Origin of the sequence: Blastopirellula sp. J2-11, from assembly GCF_024584705.1 — a bacterium.
In the GTDB taxonomy this organism is placed as follows: Bacteria; Planctomycetota; Planctomycetia; order Pirellulales; family Pirellulaceae; genus Blastopirellula.
The window spans coordinates 3,625,241-3,645,119 of the sequence record NZ_CP097384.1 but is presented as its reverse complement, the minus strand read 5'-3'; the positions used below and the strand labels follow the sequence as shown (position 1 = coordinate 3,645,119).

The window sequence follows — 19,879 nt, the reverse complement described above, 5'->3', positions numbered from 1 at the left end:
CACCCGATTGCAGCGCATGGATAACTCAATTCCATTCAACGTCTGCCGGTGGTGGTCGGTAGCGGAGGATTCTCCCGCTCCATTGACATCGTATCGGCGGATATCCAGTTCGTCGTACGTGATGGATAACCGCGAGGCAATTGCGCGAGCGCTTATTTTTGGGGTAGGATTGAACGATCCAATCCCAATCGATTCTCTTTTAGCTGGCGATGCCGTGCAGAAACTGCTGATTCTAGGGCGATTAACGGTGATCCTGATCTGCGCGTCGGCATCTGTCGCCGCTGTCCCAGCACTGGCGGCGAAGGGAGTGTTGCATCTGAAAGTGGTCGATTCCGAGACGAAGGCTCCGCTCAGTGCTCGGATGCATCTGGTTAATCCGCGTGGGAATCGACAACGGATTCCAGGCGTTCCTAATCTGGACGATCACTTTTCGTTTACCGGTGAGTTGCATCTTGAGCTGGCGCCAGGGCGGTACACGTTTGAAATGGAGACCGGTCCTGAGTACCGCACGCGCTCCGGCTATTTCGAGTTGAAGAGCGGGGATGAAGATAACTCGACTTTGGAGATGACACGCTTTGTCGACATGGCGGCCGCTGGCTGGTGGTCGGGCGATCTGTATGTGCAACGCGGCGAGATAGACATCGAGACGCTGATGCTGGCCGAAGATCTGCATGTCGCGGTTAATCATGTTTGGGATAACAAGCAAAACGTCTATGCCGGCAAACCGATCGGCGAGCCGCTGGCGATCTTTGGCGGCAACCGAGCCTGGTGGCGGTTGGGGGGACGCGATGAAAGAGCAGGGGGGCGAATGATCTTCGCCAATGTCGACGCGCCGTTGGCGTTGCAATCGGCAAAGCCTGAATTTCCGTCGACGCTCCGTTTCGCCAACGAGTTGAAGAGCAACCCGCGTGTTCATCAAGCGGCGGATGCAACCGCGTGGGATTTGCCGCTCTGGATCGCCCTGGATGCGGTCGACTCAGTAGTGATCGCGGGACCTGAGTTAGAGATGAAGGGAAGTTCGGCGAAACCGGCGCCTGGTTCTCGGCCCGCCGATCGATTGTTGTTTCCGGGGCCGCAAGGGAAAGCTCGCTGGGCGCAGCAGATTTATTTTCATCTGCTCAACTGCGGGCTGCAGATTCCTCCTTCGGCGGCCAGCGGATCAGGCGCGACGAATAATCCGCCGGGCTACAACCGGGTCTACGTTCATTTGGACGGCGAGTTCTCGTATGACGCCTGGTGGCGCGAGTTGGCGGCTGGCCGCGTGATGGTGACCAATGGTCCCATGATTCGCCCCATTATCGAGAACCGATTTCCGGGGGACCTGTTTACGGCGCCCGCTGGCGAATCCCTCGAAATTGAAGTGGCGTTAAATTTGGGAACCCGCGACAAGATCGCCTATCTTGAAGTCATCAAAAATGGTCAGGTCGAACAGGAAGTGCGGCTGGACGAACTTGTCAAAAATCAAGGGCGACTGCCGAAGATACCTTTTGACGAGAGTGGTTGGTTTTTGGTCCGCGCAGTCGCCGAAGTGCCGGAGACCTACCGATTTGCGCTGACCGGCCCGTACTATGTTCAGATTGGGGATCTGCCGCGGATCAGCAAGACGTCGGCCAAGTTCTTCTACGATTGGGTGTTTGAGCGGGCCGCAGCGATTCAGCTGGAAGATGGGGACCAACGGAACGAGATCCTGGAAATGCACCGCGAATCGCGGAATTTCTGGCGGGATATCTTCGAACGAGCCAATGCGCCTTAGGGGCGACATCCGACGGCGATTCTCTTGTATAATCGGGGTTTTCACCCTGATTAGCTGATTGCCTGTATGCTCGCGCCGGCCGATTGGCGGAAGCTCTATCCTTTCGCCTCCCATACGCTCGACCTGGATGGTCAACGGTATCACTACGTGGATGAAGGAGCGGGAAAACCGATTCTGTTTGTCCACGGGAACCCGACTTGGTCGTTCTATTGGCGGAACTTGATCCAGGCGTTTCAGGGAAGCCATCGCACGCTGGCGGTCGATCACATCGGCTGCGGGCTGAGCGATAAGCCGCAGAATTACGAATACACGCTCGAGCAGCATATCGACAATCTAACCCGCTTTCTCGATCGGTTAGATCTGCGTGACGTGACTTTGGCCGTGCATGACTGGGGAGGCGCAATTGGACTGGGCGCCGCCGTTCGCCAGCCAGAGCGATTCGAGCGGCTGATCCTGTTTAATACCGGGGCCTTTCCGCCGCCGTACGTGCCGTGGAGAATCTTTGCGTGTCGTGCGCCGGTGATCGGCAACGCCGCGATGCGCGGATTGAATCTATTCGCTCGTGCGGCGATCACGATGGCGACCGAAAAGCCAGAGCGGATGACGCCTGAGGTAACTGCGGGTCTGCTTGCGCCGTACGACAACTGGGCGAATCGCGTTGCGATTTCGCGGTTTGTCGGGGATATTCCGCTTTCGCCGCGACATCCGACCTACGCGACGCTCAAGCATATCGAACAGCATTTGCCTGACCTGCAGCAGAAGCCGATTCAGATGATCTGGGGAGCGAAGGACTGGTGCTTTACGCTGGAGTGCCTGAAGCGATTTCAAACGTATTGGCCTCAGGCCGAGTCGCATGTATTAGAAGACGCTGGTCACTATGTGATTGAAGACGCGCACGAGCGCATTGTTCCGTTGGTCGAATCCTTTCTGCAGCGAACCGCCACATGAGTGACAATAGCCAGAGTGACGGGCGTTGGTCCGAACTGACGATTGGCCAGATGGCGACACTCGCTTGTCTGCTGGAAGTCAACGCGCCGAAGCCGGGCAATGTCCATCGTGGGGCCGATTTCAGCAATCTAGGGCTCAACGATTTTGCCGCCAGCGCCGTTGCGATTGGGCCGGCGCTTGATGTCGCCGGACAAAGTCGCATCGGCCGGACCGTTTTAGCGGCGGTTCGAGCGACGCGCCGCGTGGTCGACACCAATACCAACTTGGGGCTGGTGCTGCTGCTGGCGCCGCTGGCGGTTGTGCCGGTCAGGGAGTTGAATCCCCGCGGCGTCGCCAAAGGGCTGGCCGATTTGAATGAAGATGACGCCGCTGACGTTTACCGGGCGATCGCGTTGGCGAAACCCGGCGGCATGGGAAACGTGGACCAGATGGACGCTTTTGGCCCCCCGCCGGCCGATTTGCTAGCTGCGATGCGGGCCGCCGCCGATCGAGACCTGATCGCCCGGCAGTATGTCAACGGTTGCGAGCAGGTCTTCGCCGCGGTCGACTATTTGACCGACGCCAGGGCTGCACATCTTCCGCTCGCCGATCGAATTGTCCACGCGCATGTCCGGCAAATGGCTGAATATCCCGATAGTTTGATTCAGCGAAAATGTGGAGACGAGATCGCCGCCAAAAGCGCGCTGATGGCCCAGCGCGTGTTGGACGCTGGAGAGCCGATTAGCGAAGAATACTTCTACGAGCTCCGCAATCTCGACTTCTGGTTACGGGCCGACGATCATCGGCGCAACCCCGGCACGTCAGCCGATATCATCGGTGGAGCGATCTTTGTGGCGCTGCGTCAGCGGAAAGTGACGCTGCCGTTGCGATCGGCGCCGACCTCATCAGCGGAATCATTGTCATGACCGAAACCTACTGGGTACGCATTGCGAAAGACAATCTTGTCTTTAGCGCCGGCCACTTTATTACGTTCGCCGGCGGAACCTGCGAACGCGTGCATGGTCATAACTATCGCGTCGAAGCCGAAATTTTCGGCCCTCTTGACGAGAACCATTATGTCGTCGACTTTATCGCCGCTCGCGATGCGTTGGCGCAGATCGTGGGAGAGCTTGATCATCGGATGCTGCTGCCGACCGCGCATCCCCAGATCCACGTTGTCGCCGATGGCAAAGAGGTGACGGCCAAATTCGAAGATCGTCGCTGGGTTTTTCCGCAGGCCGAATGCGTTTTGTTGCCTGTGCCGAATACGACGACAGAACTGCTTGCGCGCTACGTTGGGCGCCGGTTGTTGGACCTGCTCCAAGAGCGGACCGGCGTTCGCCCCCAACATCTACGCATCGCGATTGACGAGAACTACGGTCAATGGGGCGTCTGCGAATTGCGCGGCGAATAAGGATTGCGGCGCTCGCCGTATCTATCGCAATGAAGTCGGCGACTGCACTGCTTCGGGGAGCCTGTCTGCGGTTTTTGCCGTAGTGCGCTAAATACGTCCGAAACTTTCTTGACGAAAGTGAAGTCGGACCTAGGTTTGCTTGACGCAATGGAGCGCCACACGCACAAATTCCCTTCTCGTACTACCGAGACATCCACGCAGTTCGGCAGGATACCCGAGAAATGCAGGTCGAATATATCAACCCGTTCATTCGTTCGATGACCAATACCTTCGATACGATGCTCGGGTGCCAGATCAAGCGAGGATCGCTTGTTCTCGTCCAAGACTTCAAAGGCTCTTACGACGTCTGCGGCGTGATCGGACTTTCCGGTCGAGCCCAAGGAGTCGTGGTTGTTAACCTTTCGCAAAGCGTCGCAATTCAAGCCGCCGCAGCGATGTTGATGATGGAACCCTCCGAATTTGACGGGCTAAACGATGATGTCGTCGACGCCGTGGGCGAAATCGCCAACATGGTCGCCGGCGCCGCCAAAGCGGAACTCGAAGAATTCGAGCTTTCGATCAGTCTGCCGAACGTAGTGGTCGGATCGCCTCCGGACATTCGCTTTCCGTCCGAAGTGCATGCGATTGCGATTCCGTTCGAGTGCCCTTGGGGCCCCATGTCGCTGAAAGTCGGCTTCGCACCGGTTGGCGTGCTGGCGTAGCTAGCGATCGCCCCTGATGAGGCGGCAAAGTTTTCCTCATCGATACGAACCTCCGCGACGATAAAAGAGAGACGGCGCTTTCATCGTCGGTAGTCGTAGGGAAGGGCATGCCAAAAGTTCGCGACAACGGGTCTCACCAGACCAATCCCAATCTGCGTAAAGCGGCCATCGTCTTGATGAGCCTGCCCGAGGACGATGCGGCCCAACTGATGGGCCGGATGAACCCCAAGGAAGTTGAAGCGGTCTGTATCGAGATCGCGCATCTCGATCGACTGACCGGCCAAGAGCAAGAAACGGCGATCCTGTCTTTCGCTGAGCAGAACCCCAATCAACTTGCTGGCGCCGGCGGCGGCATCGGCCTGGCCAAAAACCTGGTCACGCGGGCCCTGGGCAAAGGGGCCAACGAAACTCTCGACAACGTTCGCCAATCGGTCGAATCGATCCCATTTGGCTTCTTGCGTAAAGTCGACAGCCAAAACCTGCTCACCTTTATCGTCGACGAACACCCGCAAACCATCGCGTTGATCTTGTCGCACTTGCCCGCGTCGTACGGCGCCGAAATCATCTCGGGTTTGCCGGCCGATCGGCAACTGTCGGTCATTCGCCGCATCGCCAACATGGGACAAACCAATCCTGAAGTGATTGAGGAGGTCGAAAAAGGGCTCGAGACGCGGATGGCCAGCGTGATGAGCCAATCGTTTGAAAACGCCGGCGGCGTCCCGACCGTCGCCGAGATCTTAAACGTCACCGATCGCGCCACCGAACGAGCGCTGCTCGAGCATCTCGCCCAGGAAGATCCTGATCTGGTCGAAGAGATTCGCCGCTTGATGTTCGTCTTTGACGACATCCAAAAGCTGGCCGACAAAGACATGCAAGCGGTCCTCAAAAACGTCGAAAGCGCCCAATGGGCGATGGCCCTCAAAGGGGCCAGCCAAGAGCTGCGCGACAAAGTGGTCGGCAACATGTCCAAACGGGCCGCCGATATGCTGCTGGAGGAAATGGACTTCCTGGGCGCCGTCAAGGTTTCGGAAGTCGAAGGAGTCCAACAGCAAATCGTCGACATCGTCCGCCGCCTGGAAGACGCCGGCGAAATCGCGCTCTCCGCCGGAGACGAGGAAGAGCAACTCGTCCAATAGTCTTGTTCAGGGTCCTCCCCAACTCTTCGTCGTCCGCCGCGCCAGCAAGGGAAATGCGGCCTCTATTTTGAATGACGAAGCCGCTTCCCAGTGGGGGCTTCCGTTGAAATTTGTCATTGGCCAGGCTTGGACCGGACCGGAAAGGTTGGACCGGACCGGAAAGGTTGGACCGGACCGGAAAGGTTGGACCGGATCGGAAAAGGTTGGACCGGATCGGGAAAGGTTGGATCGGATCGGACAAGGTTGGATCGGATCGGACAAGGTTGGATCGGATCGGGAAAGGTTGGATCGGATCGGACAAGGTTGGATCGGATCGGACAAGGTTGGATCGGATCGGACAAGCTTGGATCGGATCGGACAAGCTTGGATCGGATCGGACAAGCTTGGATCGGATCGGAAAGGTTGGACTGGATCGGAAAGGTTGGACTGGATCGGAAAGGTTGGACTGGATCGGAAAGGTTGGACTGGATCGGAAAGGTGGGACCGGATCGGGAAAGGTGGGACCGGACAGGATCGCTCTTTTTGAGCTTGCTGATCGCGTCATTCGACATTCTGGTTTCGACATTCGACATTTGCCCGCCAACAACGGATCGGTCTGCAAAATTGTCATCGCGCAGCATCCTTGTCTCAAATCGGCCTTTCGACCGCCAAGCAAAGGGGTGGGTTCGTTCAGGATTTCTTCGGTAATGGACCCCGGATTCGTGCGCTTTGTCAAGCGACAATTCTTTGCCGCTGGCGCCCTCGTCCGATCGCCGTGCCCCGGTTCGCCGCGTCCTCTATTGTTGCGGCCGAAAAGCAGGATTTGGGCACTGCCTTACCGCCGTGAAATTTGGTGATTCCTGCGGTTTTTCTTGACAGCCTTCATCGCTGTCAGTAGGATTTCACCTGTGGATTCGATTTCACATACGGTTTTCAGCAAAAATAGTCGACGAGAACTTTGCATTCGATGGCAGAAATCAAAGAAGTTACGGTACCCAACTTGCATCGCGGCATGGCCATTCTTGAACTTCTAGCGACCAGTCAACTTAGCGCAACCATCGCTGAGTTGTCCGAGCGGCTTGGGTATCCGTCCGCTTCGGTGTTTCGGATTACGCAAGAGTTGGAAAACCTCGATTACTTGTCGCGAGATCCAGTCAGCAAGCGCTATACGATCACCAACAAATTTCTGCTGTTAGGGCAACCGCAAGGTCGTCAAAAGGGCTTGGTGGAAGCGGTGATTCCAGCCATGCGCGCGTTGCGAAAAGCAACGGGAGAGACGACTCAAATCTGTTGTTTGGTAGAAGACAAGAACGTCATTCTAGAGCAGCTTATCTCGAATCACCCGTTTAAATATTCCGCCGAACTAGGCGCTCGATGCCCGGCGTATAGCTGTGCGCCCGGCAAAGCGATCATCGCGAATCTACCGGAAGAAGAGCGAAAAGAACTGGTCGACCGTCTCCGCTTGAAACGATTCACTCCCACCACCATCACCACGAAGCAAGCGTTCGTCAAAGAGCTGGAAAAAATCGTCGCCAGCGGCTTTGCCGTCGATCATGCCGAAGGGATGGAAGGGATTCATTGCGTCGCGGCGGTCGTGCGCGATTCAAAAAATTACCCGATCGGATCGATTACGATCGCCGGCCCCTCGTATCGGCTGCCTGAGCAGCAGTTTGCTGAAATTGGCAAGGTCGTCATGGATGCGACGCGGCAAGCGACGGCCAGCTATTGCAAGTAACTCTGAATAGAGAGTGGAGACTGCGTCACGAGCGGCCTGGAGAATTGGGCGACAGAGAGACCGGTATCAATCGATGCGAAGGATGTCGGCCGCTGCAGCCAAGCCGCAGCAGGGCGACGACCAAGATGCACGCTGACTGGCGAAGCGGATGAAAAATAGAACGTTTGTTGTATCGATAGTCATGAAAACTATGTGCGCCTCTTCGAGATTTCTCACGGTCTTCCAATCCTTGGGTTACGTCCTATTTCTGGCGACGACCGTTTTCGGTTCGCCGAATGCAGGGAACGATTTTTTCGAGGCAAAAATTCGCCCCGTATTGGTTCAGCATTGCTACGCGTGCCACAACAGCTTCGGCAAGGCGAAAGGAGGGCTCGCACTCGACTACAAAGATGCGCTGTTAGCGGGCGGCGATTCGGGAGATGTGGTCATTGCCGGAGATCCTGAAGAGAGCATTTTGCTGCAAGCGCTGCGACATGAGAACGGCTATGAAATGCCTGCCCAGGCTCCTCCGCTATCAAAAGCAGTGATCCAAGATTTTGAACATTGGATCAAGATCGGGTTACCGGATCCGCGTGTTGAGAAGCCGAAGTCTCCCAATCTAGAGGGAGCGCCTGCTTGGGATGAGGTTCGAGATAGCCGCAAGCAGTGGTGGGCTTTTCAGCCGCTACAACAAGCGACGATTCCTGATGTGGATGATCCCGCATGGGACAAAAGCCCCCTTGATCGTTTCGTTTACGCCAGAATGCGTCAAGCAGGTCTCAAGCCGCAAGCCGTCGCTTCGCCAGAGACGTTGGTGCGTCGCGTTCATTTGATTTTAACGGGCCAGTTGCCAGATCCTGAAGTTGCACGCCGGTTTGTCGAAGAGCCGAGCGACGCCGCCTATGAAGCGTTGGTCGATCAGCTTTTGATGTCGAAAGCATTTGGTGAGTGTTGGGCAAGGCACTGGCAAGACTGGTATCGCTACGCCGAGTCGCACGGCAGCGAAGAAGATCCCAAGATCCCCTACGTGCGTCAATATCGCGATTACCTGGTTCGAGCGATCAATGCAGATGTCGGCTATGACCAGTTGCTCATGGAGCATTTGGCTGGCGATCTGATGAAAACGCCGCGAATTAACGAAGCGCTTTCGTTGAACGAGTCGGCGATCGGCGCCGCACATTTAAGAATGGTTCCGCACGGCTATGGAGTCACGGACGCCTACGGAGAGCAAATCACGTTTACGGACAATCAGATTGACGTGGTTTCGAAAGCAATGCTGGGTCTGACGGTCTCTTGCGCTCGCTGTCACAATCACAAATTTGATCCGATCAGCCAGAAGGACTTCTACCGCTTTTACGGAATCTTTGCGAGCGGCCGTCCTTCCAATATCGTGATCGATTCCCCGGCTCGGTTGAGCATGAACAGGGAAGAAATTCTGGAGGTCAAAGCGGAACTTCGTAAGCGGATCGCCGACCATTGGTTGACTCAACTTTCTGGCTTGGCCGCTTGGCTCCAGAAATTTAGTAGCGAGCGAAAAGAGCCGCCGCACTACTCCGACCCGATTGGCGTCTGGATGCTGTTAAAAGACGAATCGCCAAAGAATATATCTCGGAAGGTAAATGAATACGCGGCGGATCTAGCGAAAATGAAAAAAGCCCGCGCCGAGTCGATCGCCAACGCTTCCCTTTATCTAGATCTCAAAGATCCTGCGAACCAAAGCCGTTGGAAGGTGACAGGCAACAGTTCGGCGACTGCAATTAGCCCGGCCGGATCGTTTGCGATGCAACCGGAGGGAAACGCGGCGTTACTTGCAATCTATCCAGGAGGGGTCTATTCGCATCTTGTTTCCAATAAGCATGCGGCCGTATTCAATACGGAAAATATTCAAATCGACGGCAAGCATGCTTATGTAAGAGCTGTAGGAGACGGAGCGCAAGCCCGCACTCCGATCCGCGCTTATCCGCTAACGCGAGGAGGAGGTCTGCATCGATCCAATCGATTGGACCGCCGATCGCTTGATTGGATGAAACTAAGCGCCAAGTGGGAATATTGGCATGGCGAACAATGTCATTTTGAATTGAGTACCGGCAAAGACATGTTGCCGTACCCTAGCGACGCCGATCGATCTTGGTTCGGTGTGACCGAGATTTATGCGGGGGATTCTCCTCCCCTTTTGGTAGGCGCTTCTTTGCTTGCATTGGTGAAAGATCTGGAGGTATTGAAATCGACCGAAGCCATCTCAGCCGCCTACGAAGCGACATTGAGAGACGCCGTAAACGCTTGGCGTCGCGGCGACTGCACCGATGTTCAAGCCGAATTTTTGAATGAATTTTTACAGTTGGGATTTTTTGACAACCAGCTTGATCAGCTTCCGGCAAAAATTCAAAAGCAAGTGTCGCTTTATCGAAAGCTGGAACAAGCGATTCCGGCGCCGACCCGCGCCCCCGGGGTGATTGAAGTCAAGCCTGTCGATCAGCCCTTGTTGGTGCGGGGCGATCATCGCAACGAGACGGCGCCTGTGCCGCAAGGCTTCTTAGAAGTATTTGACGGCCGCACATACGACGGCTCGACGTCTGGACGCTTAGAACTAGCGAAAGATGTAGTGAGCGACAACAACACGCTGAAATCGAGAGTGCTGGTAAACCGACTTTGGGCATATGTCTTTGGGAGAGGACTGGTCGCATCGACCGACAATTTTGGACGGCTTGGCAGCGAGCCTACGCACCCCGCGTTGCTCGATCACCTGGCGATCGACTTTGAACAAAATGCTTGGTCGCTCAAGCATACGATTCGAGAGCTGGTGACCAGTCGAGCGTTTCGATCAGCGGGCCAAGCTGACGAACCAACCATTCAGCAAGATCCCCAAAATATCTACCTTTCTTACTTTCTCCCGCGCCGGCTCGATGCCGAGGCGATCTACGATTCGGTTGGACAGTTCGCGAATCAAACCGAACGAGCGATTTATTTGCCGGTGATACGGAATGAACAAGATCCGTTTCTTGCCGTCTTTAATATGCCGATACCGACCACCACGAATAGCGCTCGCACCAATACGAATGTGCCTGCCCAGGCGCTGGCGATGATGAACGGGCAAGTCGTGAAAGAGGCGGCGCAACAATGGGCGGATCGTATTGACCGTCAGCATCCTGCCCTCAATGACGAAGAGAAGATCCAAAAGATGTTCCTCGAAGCGTACGTTCGTCCGCCAAGTTCAGCGGAAATCGAGATCCTGACGACTCACTACCGCGAAGCGCAGGCAGCAGACTCGCAGATTCGCAACCTTGCCGCAGAGATGCAAGTCATTCAGCAGAGTGTCCGTAAGACGCAAGCGGAAATCGACCAGTTGATAATGAAAGTGCGAAAAGAGGAGGAAAGTGATCGCGCCCAAGCGACCGCAGCGAATCGAGGTGAGAATTTAGCACAGCTCCCTCTCGCGGAATGGAGGTTTGACGGAGATGCGACCGATCAGCGAGGCGATTTAGACGGCGTCCTGAAAGGTGATGCGAAGATTGAAGGAGGAGCGTTGATTTTAAACGGCGGATATATGGAGACGCCGCCGCTTAAGAAGCCGTTAAAAGCGAAAACGCTGGAAGCGTTAGTTAGTCTTGGCGAGCCTTCGCAATCGGGCGGTGGGGTGATCTCCGTGCAAACCCTGGATGGAAATTATTTCGATTCCATCGTGTTTGGTGAGATACAACCTCGCTGTTGGATCGCTGGAAGCGACCATCACCAGCGAACGATTCCGCTTGCGGGGGCTCCGGAAGAGACGCTTGGTCGTCCTCTCTTGTTGACGATCGTTTATGACGAGGACGGCACGATCACCGTTTACCGCAACACGGAACTCTATGGCAAATCGTATCGAAAGGGACCAGCGTTCACTTTTGAGTCAGGTGGATCTGAGGTCCTCTTGGGGATGCGGCACGGCGTCGCGCCAAGTCCAGGCAGAATGTTTCGGGGGCGAATCCATGAAGCGCGCTTGTATGATCGCGCACTTTCGGCCCAAGAGATTGCGGAATCGAAATTAGCTTGGAGCACGTTGGCGGAAATTCCAATCGGCGCCCCCGAGCAAAAAGAGCGATTCGCAGTTCTCCAGGATGAACTTCAAACGCTCGCGCTTGCCAAAGCGCGAGTCCATATCGAGCTACAGAAGTGGAACGAGAAACTTCGCTCGCACGGAACGTATGGAATTGCCCATGCCATGCTTAACTCGAAGGAGTTTCTCTATGTCTATTAATGAACAAAGCCGCCGAGAGTTTCTGAAGTGGTCCTCTGTCGGCGTCAGCTCTTTCGCCCTTTCCAGCCTGATCAATTCGACAGCAGCGGCCATGCCGCAAGCGCCGGTATCGCATCACCCTGCGAAAGCGAAATCGGTGATCTTGCTTTATATGTCAGGCGGCGTCTCTCATCTTGATTCGTTCGATCCCAAACCGCTTTTGCACAAATTGCATGGCAAGCCGATGCCGGGGCAGATCGAGCGGACGCAGTTTGATGCGGTCGGCAATATCCTGGGTTCTCCCTGGAAAGCGAAAAGGTATGGCGATTCAGGACTGGAGATGACCAATTTATTTCCCCAGATCGCGGAGAAAGCGGATGACTTGGCGGTTGTTCGATCGTTGACGGCCGACTTTTCTGAGCATGCCCAAGGCAACTTCTTCTTTCATACGGGTTTTCCCTTTTTAGGTCATCCAAGTGCTGGCGCTTGGATTGCGTATGGGTTGGGTGCGGCGAATCTGCGACTTCCGCCTTATGTCGTTTTGCGGGGCGAAAAAGTTGGCGTACCGCATGGCGGCGTCAGTTTGTTTGGCAATGGTTTTTTGCCGGCCTTCGCAGGCGGCTCCGTTTTCAATCTGGCAGGCGACAGCGCCGTGCCAAATATTACTCCGAGCATCGCCCGGCAAGAGCAGCAAAAGTCGTTGGCGCTGATCAAAGATCTGGATCTTCAGTTTGCGCAAAGGGTGGCTGCTAAAAAGGCCGTGCTGGATTGCGTTCGGAATGCGGAAATCGCCTTCGAGATGCAACAGGCGGTGCCTGAGCTAACCGATATCTCCCAAGAGACGAAAGAGACTCTCGATCTGTATGGGGTTTCCAGTTCCAATCCGCATACATCGCAGTATGGGCGGCAATGTCTGATGGCGCGTCGTCTCGTCGAGCGTGATGTGCGCTTCGTTGAAGTGTTATGCAGTAACGTGGGGATCGGAGCCGGCGGCCTCGGAAATCCCTGGGATCAACATGGAGAGATCCAACGCGGTCATGGCGAGATGGCCCAGCAAGTAGATGCGCCGATCGCCGCGCTCATCGCCGACTTAAAACGGCGCGGCCTGTTGGATACCACCTTGATCGTCTTTGCCGGCGAATTCGGACGCACTCCTTTCGCCCAAGGGGATGGACGCGATCATAATCCGTTCGGGTTTAGCGCCTGGTTGTGCGGCGGCGGGATGAAGGGAGGCAGTATCTACGGTGGGACCGACGAGTTTGGCTATCACGCCGTCGAAAATAAAGCGACCATTTACGACTTGTGGGCGACCGTCTTGCACCAACTTGGCATGGATCATGAACGGCTTACGTTTCGTTATAGCGGCCGAGACATGCGACTTACCGACGTCCATGGCGACGTATGGAAAGAACTGATCGCCTAACGGCGGAAAACCGCGGAACGAAGACGCAAGGGCATTTATCTTCTCGATTTTTACAATTCTATTCTCCTTTATGAAGGATGCGGCATGTTGAAGAATTCGAATTTTTTCCGCCGCGGATTTACGCTGGTGGAACTATTGGTGGTGATCGCTATTATCGGCGTGCTGATTGCGCTTTTACTGCCGGCTGTTCAAGCGGCGCGTGAAGCGGCGCGACGAAGTCAATGCAGCAACAACCTGAAACAGCATGGGTTGGCGATGCATAACTATCATGACACCTTCGGCAACTTTCCCTCGGGCTACATTTGGAACGCGAGTCCTAATTTTTCTTCTTCCGATTGGTGCCGACCATCGACGACGTCCTATGGCAAAGCGCCTTGGTCGGTTCTCGTTTTGCCTTTTTTAGAGCAAGGGAACTTGCATGATGATCTTGTTCTGGGCGCCGATTATTCCGTAGCAGACGCACAGCCGAGTGACGCTATTCTCGCGAGCGGTCGTGATTCTTTGCCTCAGCTTGGCGTCATGCAGTGCCCTTCAGATCCGACGTTGTCGCAGTATCCGCACAAAAAATGTTATGCGGCCGTGCAAGGCGGAGGAACCGATGCAATGAAGTCGTGCGGAGGCAACGGAGATCGATTGCGTCGGTTCTATACCAACGGGCTATTTCACGCCAATTCTCACTACGCCTTCCGCGACGCTACCGACGGAAGTTCGAACGTCATGATGATCGGCGAGTCGGCTTATGCCGAAGCATGGAATCTCTGGTGGCTTTCTAGCGCGAAGCATGAAGGGGGCGCGATGGCGTTCGCCGTTACCGGATTCGTCAATCAGCCAAACACTCCTTGGAATGCTCAAGGCAGCGGCGAAGCTCCGCCTAGCACGTTTCAATCTTGGCATCCCGGCGGCGTTCAAGCGGTGTTCGCCGACGGTTCCGTTCATTTTATAGCCGAGGTCATTGACCTGAATATCGGCCATGCTTTGGCGATTCGCAACGATGGACTTCCTGTTGGAGATTTTTAAGATGCATTGGAGATATCCTGCGTTCGTATCCATCCCAATCGCGGTTATCGCGTTGATGGGGAGCGGTTGCAGCCAGCGCGAAGATTCCCATGGCACAATCGTTACTGGAGAAGTCTCCTTCCAGGGAGACCCTGTGCCGGCAGGCATCGTGAAGTTAGAGCCAGATGCGTCGCGCGGAGGTCGAGGTCGCGCGTATTACGCGGAAATTAGTAACGGTCGATATGCAACAGAAGAGTTCGTCCCTTCCGGACCGATGTTGCTGACCATTACGGGGTATGATGGGGTTGAAGTGGGAGACAGCACCGAAGGGCTCCACTTTAAAATGGGGACGTCGCTTTTTCTGCCCTATCATACGAAGGAGGAGATTCACGAATCGAACGCGCAGCTTGATTTTGAAATTCCTCTCGACGATAAGCGCAGCTCGCAAGCAAGAAAATCTCGATAAGATTGAGAAAGAAACGTAGGGAAAGAGCCCCAGCCTGCTTGCTGCCCACGGAAAAACCCCACGTCTCCTGTGGACTCGCGTTGGCGTGACTCGGCTTGGCAGCCGTTGAATTAGTTCCTGCGGCTGCCGAATTTTGCCGCTGAATGGTGCAGGCATCATGTTGCTGATGCCGCCCGGCCGGGTCATGGTCAGACCGACTGGGTCCCCTTTTGCCGGGGACGTATTGCGGGCATTTGGTCGTCACCCCTTTGACTCGGGGGGAAAGAGTCTCTAAGCTGATACGTTCCACTCAACTGTCGAAGAGTGACCCTCGCAGAGGGGAACCGGCAACCTGGTCAGGCCTTAACTGGAGCAGCCATACCCGGGGTACTCTGGTGCGGGGGTCTCTCCTCGACAGTTCGATCGGAAACATCGAGTCAGCGCCAGTGATCTGATGCAGCCTGGTTTGCTGTCACCGTCGCACGAAGTGCGAGCCGTGGGAAACGGATTTCAGCGCTTGAAAGCGAATTCGGAGTAGCTGACCACATTCCCTCGGCTCGCGCCTCGGGCTACGATGGGAAATGCCCTGGCAAATCGTCCAAGACCGCAACTTGAAAACTTGCCCCTCTGGCGCCCTGGTGGATTTGCCGGCAAACCGAAATTTCCCCTCTCAAGCCGGCCGCTAAACGATGACGGAAGAAGGAATCGAACACGTCGAGCCATCCAGCGCGAACGATCAATACGTGGTCGTCGCTCGCCGTTATCGCCCCCAATCTTTTGAAGAGCTCGTTGGTCAAAGCCAGGTCGCTCAAGCGCTGAAAAACGCGATCGAGCGAGGACGAGTCGGCCATGCGTATCTATTTACCGGCGCCCGCGGCGTTGGCAAAACTTCGTCGGCCCGCATTCTGGCCAAGGCGCTCAATTGTCAGCGTGGACCGTCGGCGACTCCCTGCAACGAGTGCGACATTTGCCGCAGCGTAACGGTGGGGGAAGATGTCGACGTGCTGGAGATCGACGGCGCCAGCAATCGCGGCATCGAAGAGATTCGCCAATTACGGTCGAACGTCAATATTCGCCCGAGCCGCGCCCGGTTCAAGATCTATATCATCGACGAAGTTCACATGTTCACCAAAGAGGCCTTCAACGCGCTGTTGAAGACCTTGGAAGAACCGCCCGAGCATGTGAAATTCATCTTTTGCACGACCGATCCCGAAAAAATCCCGATCACCGTCCTGTCGCGCTGTCAGCGGTTTGACTTCGGCGGGATTCGGATGGACGAGATCGTCACGCGGTTGGCCTATATCGTCGAGAACGAAGGGGTCACGGCCGAGCCCGAAGCGCTGCGACTGTTGGCTCGCAAAGCGAACGGTTCGATGCGCGATAGCCAGTCACTGCTCGAACAACTGTTGGCCTTTGGTGGTCGCGAGATCACCGTCGCCGACGTCAATCAAATGTTGGGCGCCGCCGGCAGCGAGCAGATCGCCGTGATCATCACCGCGCTGGCCGCACGCGATGCGGCGGCGGTGCTGGGATATTTTGATCAGGCGCTGACCCGCGGGATTGATCCAGGTCAGTTGATTGAGCAACTGCTCGGCTTCTTTCGCGACATGATGACGCTCGCAGTGGGCGCCGGTCCAACGCTCTTGCAAACTGTCCTGCCCACCGACGCCGAGAAAATTGAAGCCGTCGCCAAGAGCTACGGACTGGCCAACGTGATGGCGTCCGTACAGATCTTGGATGATGCGCTTGTCCGCATGCAGCGCTCGGCGCATGCGCGGATTTTGGGGGAGATGGCGCTGGTGCGGGTTTGCCAGTTGGAGGACTTACAAAACGTCGCCGACCTGGTGGAGACCATCCGCTCGGGAAAGCCGTTGCCGGCTCGGCCGGCAATCCAAATCGCGGCGCCGCCGCAGTCCGTAACGCCGCAACTTCCGCCGCAGGCCGCACCACAAGCGATGCCCGCGACGCCGGTCCGCGTCGCGGCAGATCGGGCTGAATCGCCGGTCAACGGCTCGATACCGACATCGCCTGGCCCTGTTAAATCGCCTAGCCCTTCTGAGGTATCAACTCGTGTCGAAGAGCCGGCCGAGGAAATCGGATCGAGCGATCCGCCGCGGACCGGTGGGATCAAGTTGACTGATTCGACGGCGAAGAATATCTGGGAAGGAATTCTGACAGATATGTCGGATCTAGTAGGGGAGTATGCTCGCCCTTACAAAACGATAGCAACTTCTGGACCAAACCGACTGGTCGTTTCATTTTCCGCAGCGTATAATTCGCAGGTCGAGTTCTTGCGACGGCCAGCGGCGAAAACCCGCTTGGAAGGAATGCTGACCGAAGCGGTCGGCAATCCGGTGACGCTGGAGTTTAAAGTCTTAAATGACATTCCAGCGGCTGCGACGCAAGAACCGCCGAAACGAAGTGCGCCCTCCTCGGGCCAAATGATTCGAAAGGTACAGCAGAACCAGTTGGTTCAGCAGGCGATTGAGATGTTCGGCGCGGAAGTCACCAGCGTCCGGGCGCCCGAGTCGGGAGGATCTTAGCCGCCTGTCTGAATTCTGCGATTCTCTCACCAACCAAGGAGAAATGCGGTGTTCAATCTCGGCAATCTCGGCAACATCGCCAATATGATGCGTCAGGCCCAAGAGATGGGGGGCAAGATGCAAGGTTTGCAGGAAGAGCTGCGAACGAAACGTGTCACTGGATCCGCTGGCGGCGGCATGGTCGAGGTCGAAATGACCGGAACCGGCGAAATGCTTTCGCTACGCATTGATCCCGATCTTGTCGCCCGCGGCGAACGTGAGATCATTGAAGATTTGGTTCCCGCCGCGGTGAATCAAGCCAGCGCCAAGGCGAAGCAGTTGCACGCCGAAATGATGCAGTCCCTGACCAGCGGTATAAATGTGCCGGGGTTGGACGACGCGCTGGCTCAGATGACCGGGGGCGGCAAGTAGTAATTTACGCCTAGGTGAACGGACGCCCTTGATGGTTCAAACGACAGATTCAGTAACGCGGTTGGTGGATGAATTCGCCAAGCTTCCCGGCATCGGCCGCAAAAGCGCCGAACGGCTCGCGTACCATATTCTCCGCGTACACGAGTCAGAAGCGCTGGCGCTGGCCGATTCGATTCGCACAGTGAAGCAGAACGTCCGCTATTGCTCGCAATGTTTCAACCTGGCGGAGTCGGAGCTTTGTACGGTCTGCCAAGATTCGCGTCGCGATCAAACGCTGCTTTGTATTGTCGAACAGCCGCGTGATTTGATGGCGCTGGAGCAGTCCGGCATGTTCCCTGGCTTGTATCACGTACTGCTGGGGCGTATCGCACCGCTCGAAGGTATCGGCCCCGATCAATTGACCATTGATGCGTTAGTTGATCGCGTACGAGCCGGCCAATTTCGCGAGATCATTATGGCGACCAATCCCACCACCGAAGGTGACGGGACGGCGTTGCATATCTCGAACTTGTTGGCCGAGTTGCCCGTAACATTAACGCGGCTGGCGCGTGGGATCACGTCTGGCAGCGTCTTGGAGTTTACGAATAAAGAGATTTTGGCGGACGCACTTTCGGGCCGCCAAAAGCTATAATTCACGTTGTTCATTCATCCACTTGAAACCTAGAAATTCCTATGCGACTTTCGCTTGGTCTCGAACAGAAGCTGGTCCAGAAGCAAGTTCTGGCGCCCAGGATGATCCAGTCGATGGAGATCCTGCAGCTCCCCGTAATGGCGCTGCAAGAAAAGATCGAACAGGAGATGAACGAAAATCCGTTGCTCGAAATCCAAGAAGCCGAGCCAGACAGCGTCTCGGACGGAATGGACGATCAGGTCGAGAAATCAGACCCTGATTCGCTCGCGGATACCGAAAAAGAATTTGTTGTTGATGAGAACAAAGACAACGCCGACGACTTCGAAAGGTTGCTGGAGCTCAACAACGAATATCCCGACACGTTTGACGATCGCCCGCAACGCTCGTTGAATCAGATGGAGGACGATGCGAATCGCAAGCATGACGCATTGGCGAACGTCGCGTCGCGCGTGGAGACGCTGCAAGATCATCTCGATACGCAGCTAGGCGAATTGAACATCGAGCCGGAATTGCTGGAACTGGCGATGCGAATTATCTCGTCGCTGGACTCCAACGGTTACTTGTCGACTTCGCTCGAAGACTTGCTTCCGCCTGACTCGAGCGAAGAACTGGTCGCGCATGCTCGCGAAGCGCTGGCGATTGTACAGGCGCTGGAACCCGCCGGCGTCGGCGCTCGGGATTTGCGTGAATGCCTGCTGTTGCAGCTCGAACCTTCGCAGCCCTACTACGATGAACTGCGGACGCTGATCAGCAATCACCTGGAAGATCTCTGCGAAAATCGTCTGCCGCTGATTCAGAAGAAGACCGGCTATTCGATTGAGTTGATCCAGGACGCATGGTCCGAATTACGCAAGCTCAATCCGAAGCCGGGCTCCGCCTACAAAGAAGATTTCATCCCGAACGTCATGCCTGACTTGACGCTGGAGATTTCGGACGACGGCGAGTACGGCGTGAAGACGGAGGATGGCGAAGTACCTCAACTGCGGATCAGCAACTACTATCGCAAGCGTTTGATGGATCCGACGGCGACCATTGAAGAAAAAGAGTTTATCAAGCGAAAGATCAACGCCGCCCAGTGGCTGATCGACTCGATCAATCAACGGAAGAACACGCTGGCTCGCGTCGCCCAGGCGATTGTCGATCACCAGCATGACTTCATCGAAAAGGGGCCCGAGTTTATCGAGCCGCTCAAGATGCAGCAGATCGCCGACAAGGTAGGCGTCCACGTGACGACGGTCAGTCGCGCGGTCGATGACAAATGGATTCAAACTCCCCGCGGTATCTTTCCGCTCAAACGGTTCTTCGCCGGCGGCACCACCAACGAAGCCGGGGACGAAGTGACCTGGGATGCGATCCGTCTGAAGCTGCAAGAGATCATTGACAACGAAGACAAAGCGAAGCCGCACAGTGACGACGAGCTTGTAACGCTGCTCAAGAACGAAGGGCTCAACGTGGCTCGCCGCACCGTTACCAAGTATCGCAAAAAGATGGGGATCCCCAGTTCGCGGCAGCGCCGCGATTGGTCGAAGAAGGGGTAGACGCGGTTGAAAAGTCGCTCATGCAATCTTCCAATAATCTTCACAATGTATTGTC

15 protein-coding genes and 1 other RNA gene are annotated in these 19,879 nt (G+C 55.8%); all 16 read left to right on the top strand.

Annotation, left to right across the window (positions count from 1 at the left end; all coding sequences use genetic code 11):
• The first annotated feature begins 214 nt into the window (after positions 1-214).
• Positions 215-1,753 carry a hypothetical protein gene (locus tag M4951_RS14455; RefSeq protein WP_262022361.1) on the top strand — a complete coding sequence of 513 codons (1,539 nt, stop codon included), beginning with the start codon at positions 215-217 and terminating at the stop codon, positions 1,751-1,753.
• 66 nt (positions 1,754-1,819) lie between these two features.
• Entirely contained in the window at positions 1,820-2,701 is an 882-nt protein-coding gene (locus tag M4951_RS14450) for an alpha/beta fold hydrolase (RefSeq protein ID WP_262022360.1), read from the top strand.
• On the top strand, positions 2,698-3,606 hold the full coding sequence (locus M4951_RS14445; protein WP_262022359.1) for a triphosphoribosyl-dephospho-CoA synthase: 909 nt from the start codon (positions 2,698-2,700) through the stop codon (positions 3,604-3,606). The genes M4951_RS14450 and M4951_RS14445 overlap by 4 nt, the downstream gene beginning before the upstream one ends.
• Complete coding sequence (locus M4951_RS14440) at positions 3,603-4,094, top strand: 6-pyruvoyl trahydropterin synthase family protein (RefSeq protein WP_262022358.1); 492 nt, start codon at positions 3,603-3,605, stop codon at positions 4,092-4,094. The genes M4951_RS14445 and M4951_RS14440 overlap by 4 nt, the downstream gene beginning before the upstream one ends.
• A gap of 221 nt (positions 4,095-4,315) precedes the next feature.
• The gene (locus M4951_RS14435; protein WP_262022357.1) at positions 4,316-4,795 is read left to right on the top strand and encodes a chemotaxis protein CheX; all 480 of its coding nucleotides are present in this window, start codon (positions 4,316-4,318) and stop codon (positions 4,793-4,795) included.
• A 107-nt stretch (positions 4,796-4,902) separates the two neighbouring features.
• A complete protein-coding gene (gene fliG, locus M4951_RS14430) occupies positions 4,903-5,931 on the top strand; it encodes a flagellar motor switch protein FliG (RefSeq protein WP_262022356.1) in 1,029 nt (342 codons plus the stop codon).
• Between the two features lie 946 nt (positions 5,932-6,877).
• Positions 6,878-7,645, top strand: coding sequence for an IclR family transcriptional regulator (locus M4951_RS14425; protein WP_262022355.1), 768 nt, complete (start codon positions 6,878-6,880; stop codon positions 7,643-7,645).
• A 190-nt stretch (positions 7,646-7,835) separates the two neighbouring features.
• The gene (locus M4951_RS14420) at positions 7,836-11,858 is read left to right on the top strand and encodes a DUF1549 domain-containing protein (protein ID WP_262022354.1); all 4,023 of its coding nucleotides are present in this window, start codon (positions 7,836-7,838) and stop codon (positions 11,856-11,858) included.
• Positions 11,848-13,260 carry a DUF1501 domain-containing protein gene (locus tag M4951_RS14415; protein ID WP_262022353.1) on the top strand — a complete coding sequence of 471 codons (1,413 nt, stop codon included), beginning with the start codon at positions 11,848-11,850 and terminating at the stop codon, positions 13,258-13,260. The genes M4951_RS14420 and M4951_RS14415 overlap by 11 nt, the downstream gene beginning before the upstream one ends.
• A gap of 84 nt (positions 13,261-13,344) precedes the next feature.
• On the top strand, positions 13,345-14,277 hold the full coding sequence (locus M4951_RS14410) for a DUF1559 domain-containing protein (RefSeq protein WP_262022352.1): 933 nt from the start codon (positions 13,345-13,347) through the stop codon (positions 14,275-14,277).
• A complete protein-coding gene (locus M4951_RS14405) occupies positions 14,252-14,722 on the top strand; it encodes a hypothetical protein (protein ID WP_262022351.1) in 471 nt (156 codons plus the stop codon). The genes M4951_RS14410 and M4951_RS14405 overlap by 26 nt, the downstream gene beginning before the upstream one ends.
• Before the next feature lie 299 nt (positions 14,723-15,021).
• Positions 15,022-15,118: signal recognition particle sRNA small type (gene ffs / locus M4951_RS14400), an RNA gene on the top strand.
• Between the two features lie 272 nt (positions 15,119-15,390).
• Complete coding sequence (dnaX, locus tag M4951_RS14395; protein WP_262022350.1) at positions 15,391-17,244, top strand: DNA polymerase III subunit gamma/tau; 1,854 nt, start codon at positions 15,391-15,393, stop codon at positions 17,242-17,244.
• A 48-nt stretch (positions 17,245-17,292) separates the two neighbouring features.
• Positions 17,293-17,655, top strand: coding sequence for a YbaB/EbfC family nucleoid-associated protein (locus M4951_RS14390; protein ID WP_262022349.1), 363 nt, complete (start codon positions 17,293-17,295; stop codon positions 17,653-17,655).
• Positions 17,656-17,686: 31 nt separating this feature from the next.
• Entirely contained in the window at positions 17,687-18,286 is a 600-nt protein-coding gene (gene recR, locus M4951_RS14385; RefSeq protein ID WP_262022348.1) for a recombination mediator RecR, read from the top strand.
• 41 nt (positions 18,287-18,327) lie between these two features.
• Positions 18,328-19,824 (top strand): RNA polymerase factor sigma-54, encoded by a 1,497-nt coding sequence (rpoN, locus tag M4951_RS14380; protein ID WP_262022347.1) that lies wholly within the window; start codon positions 18,328-18,330, stop codon positions 19,822-19,824.
• Positions 19,825-19,879 lie beyond the last annotated feature (55 nt).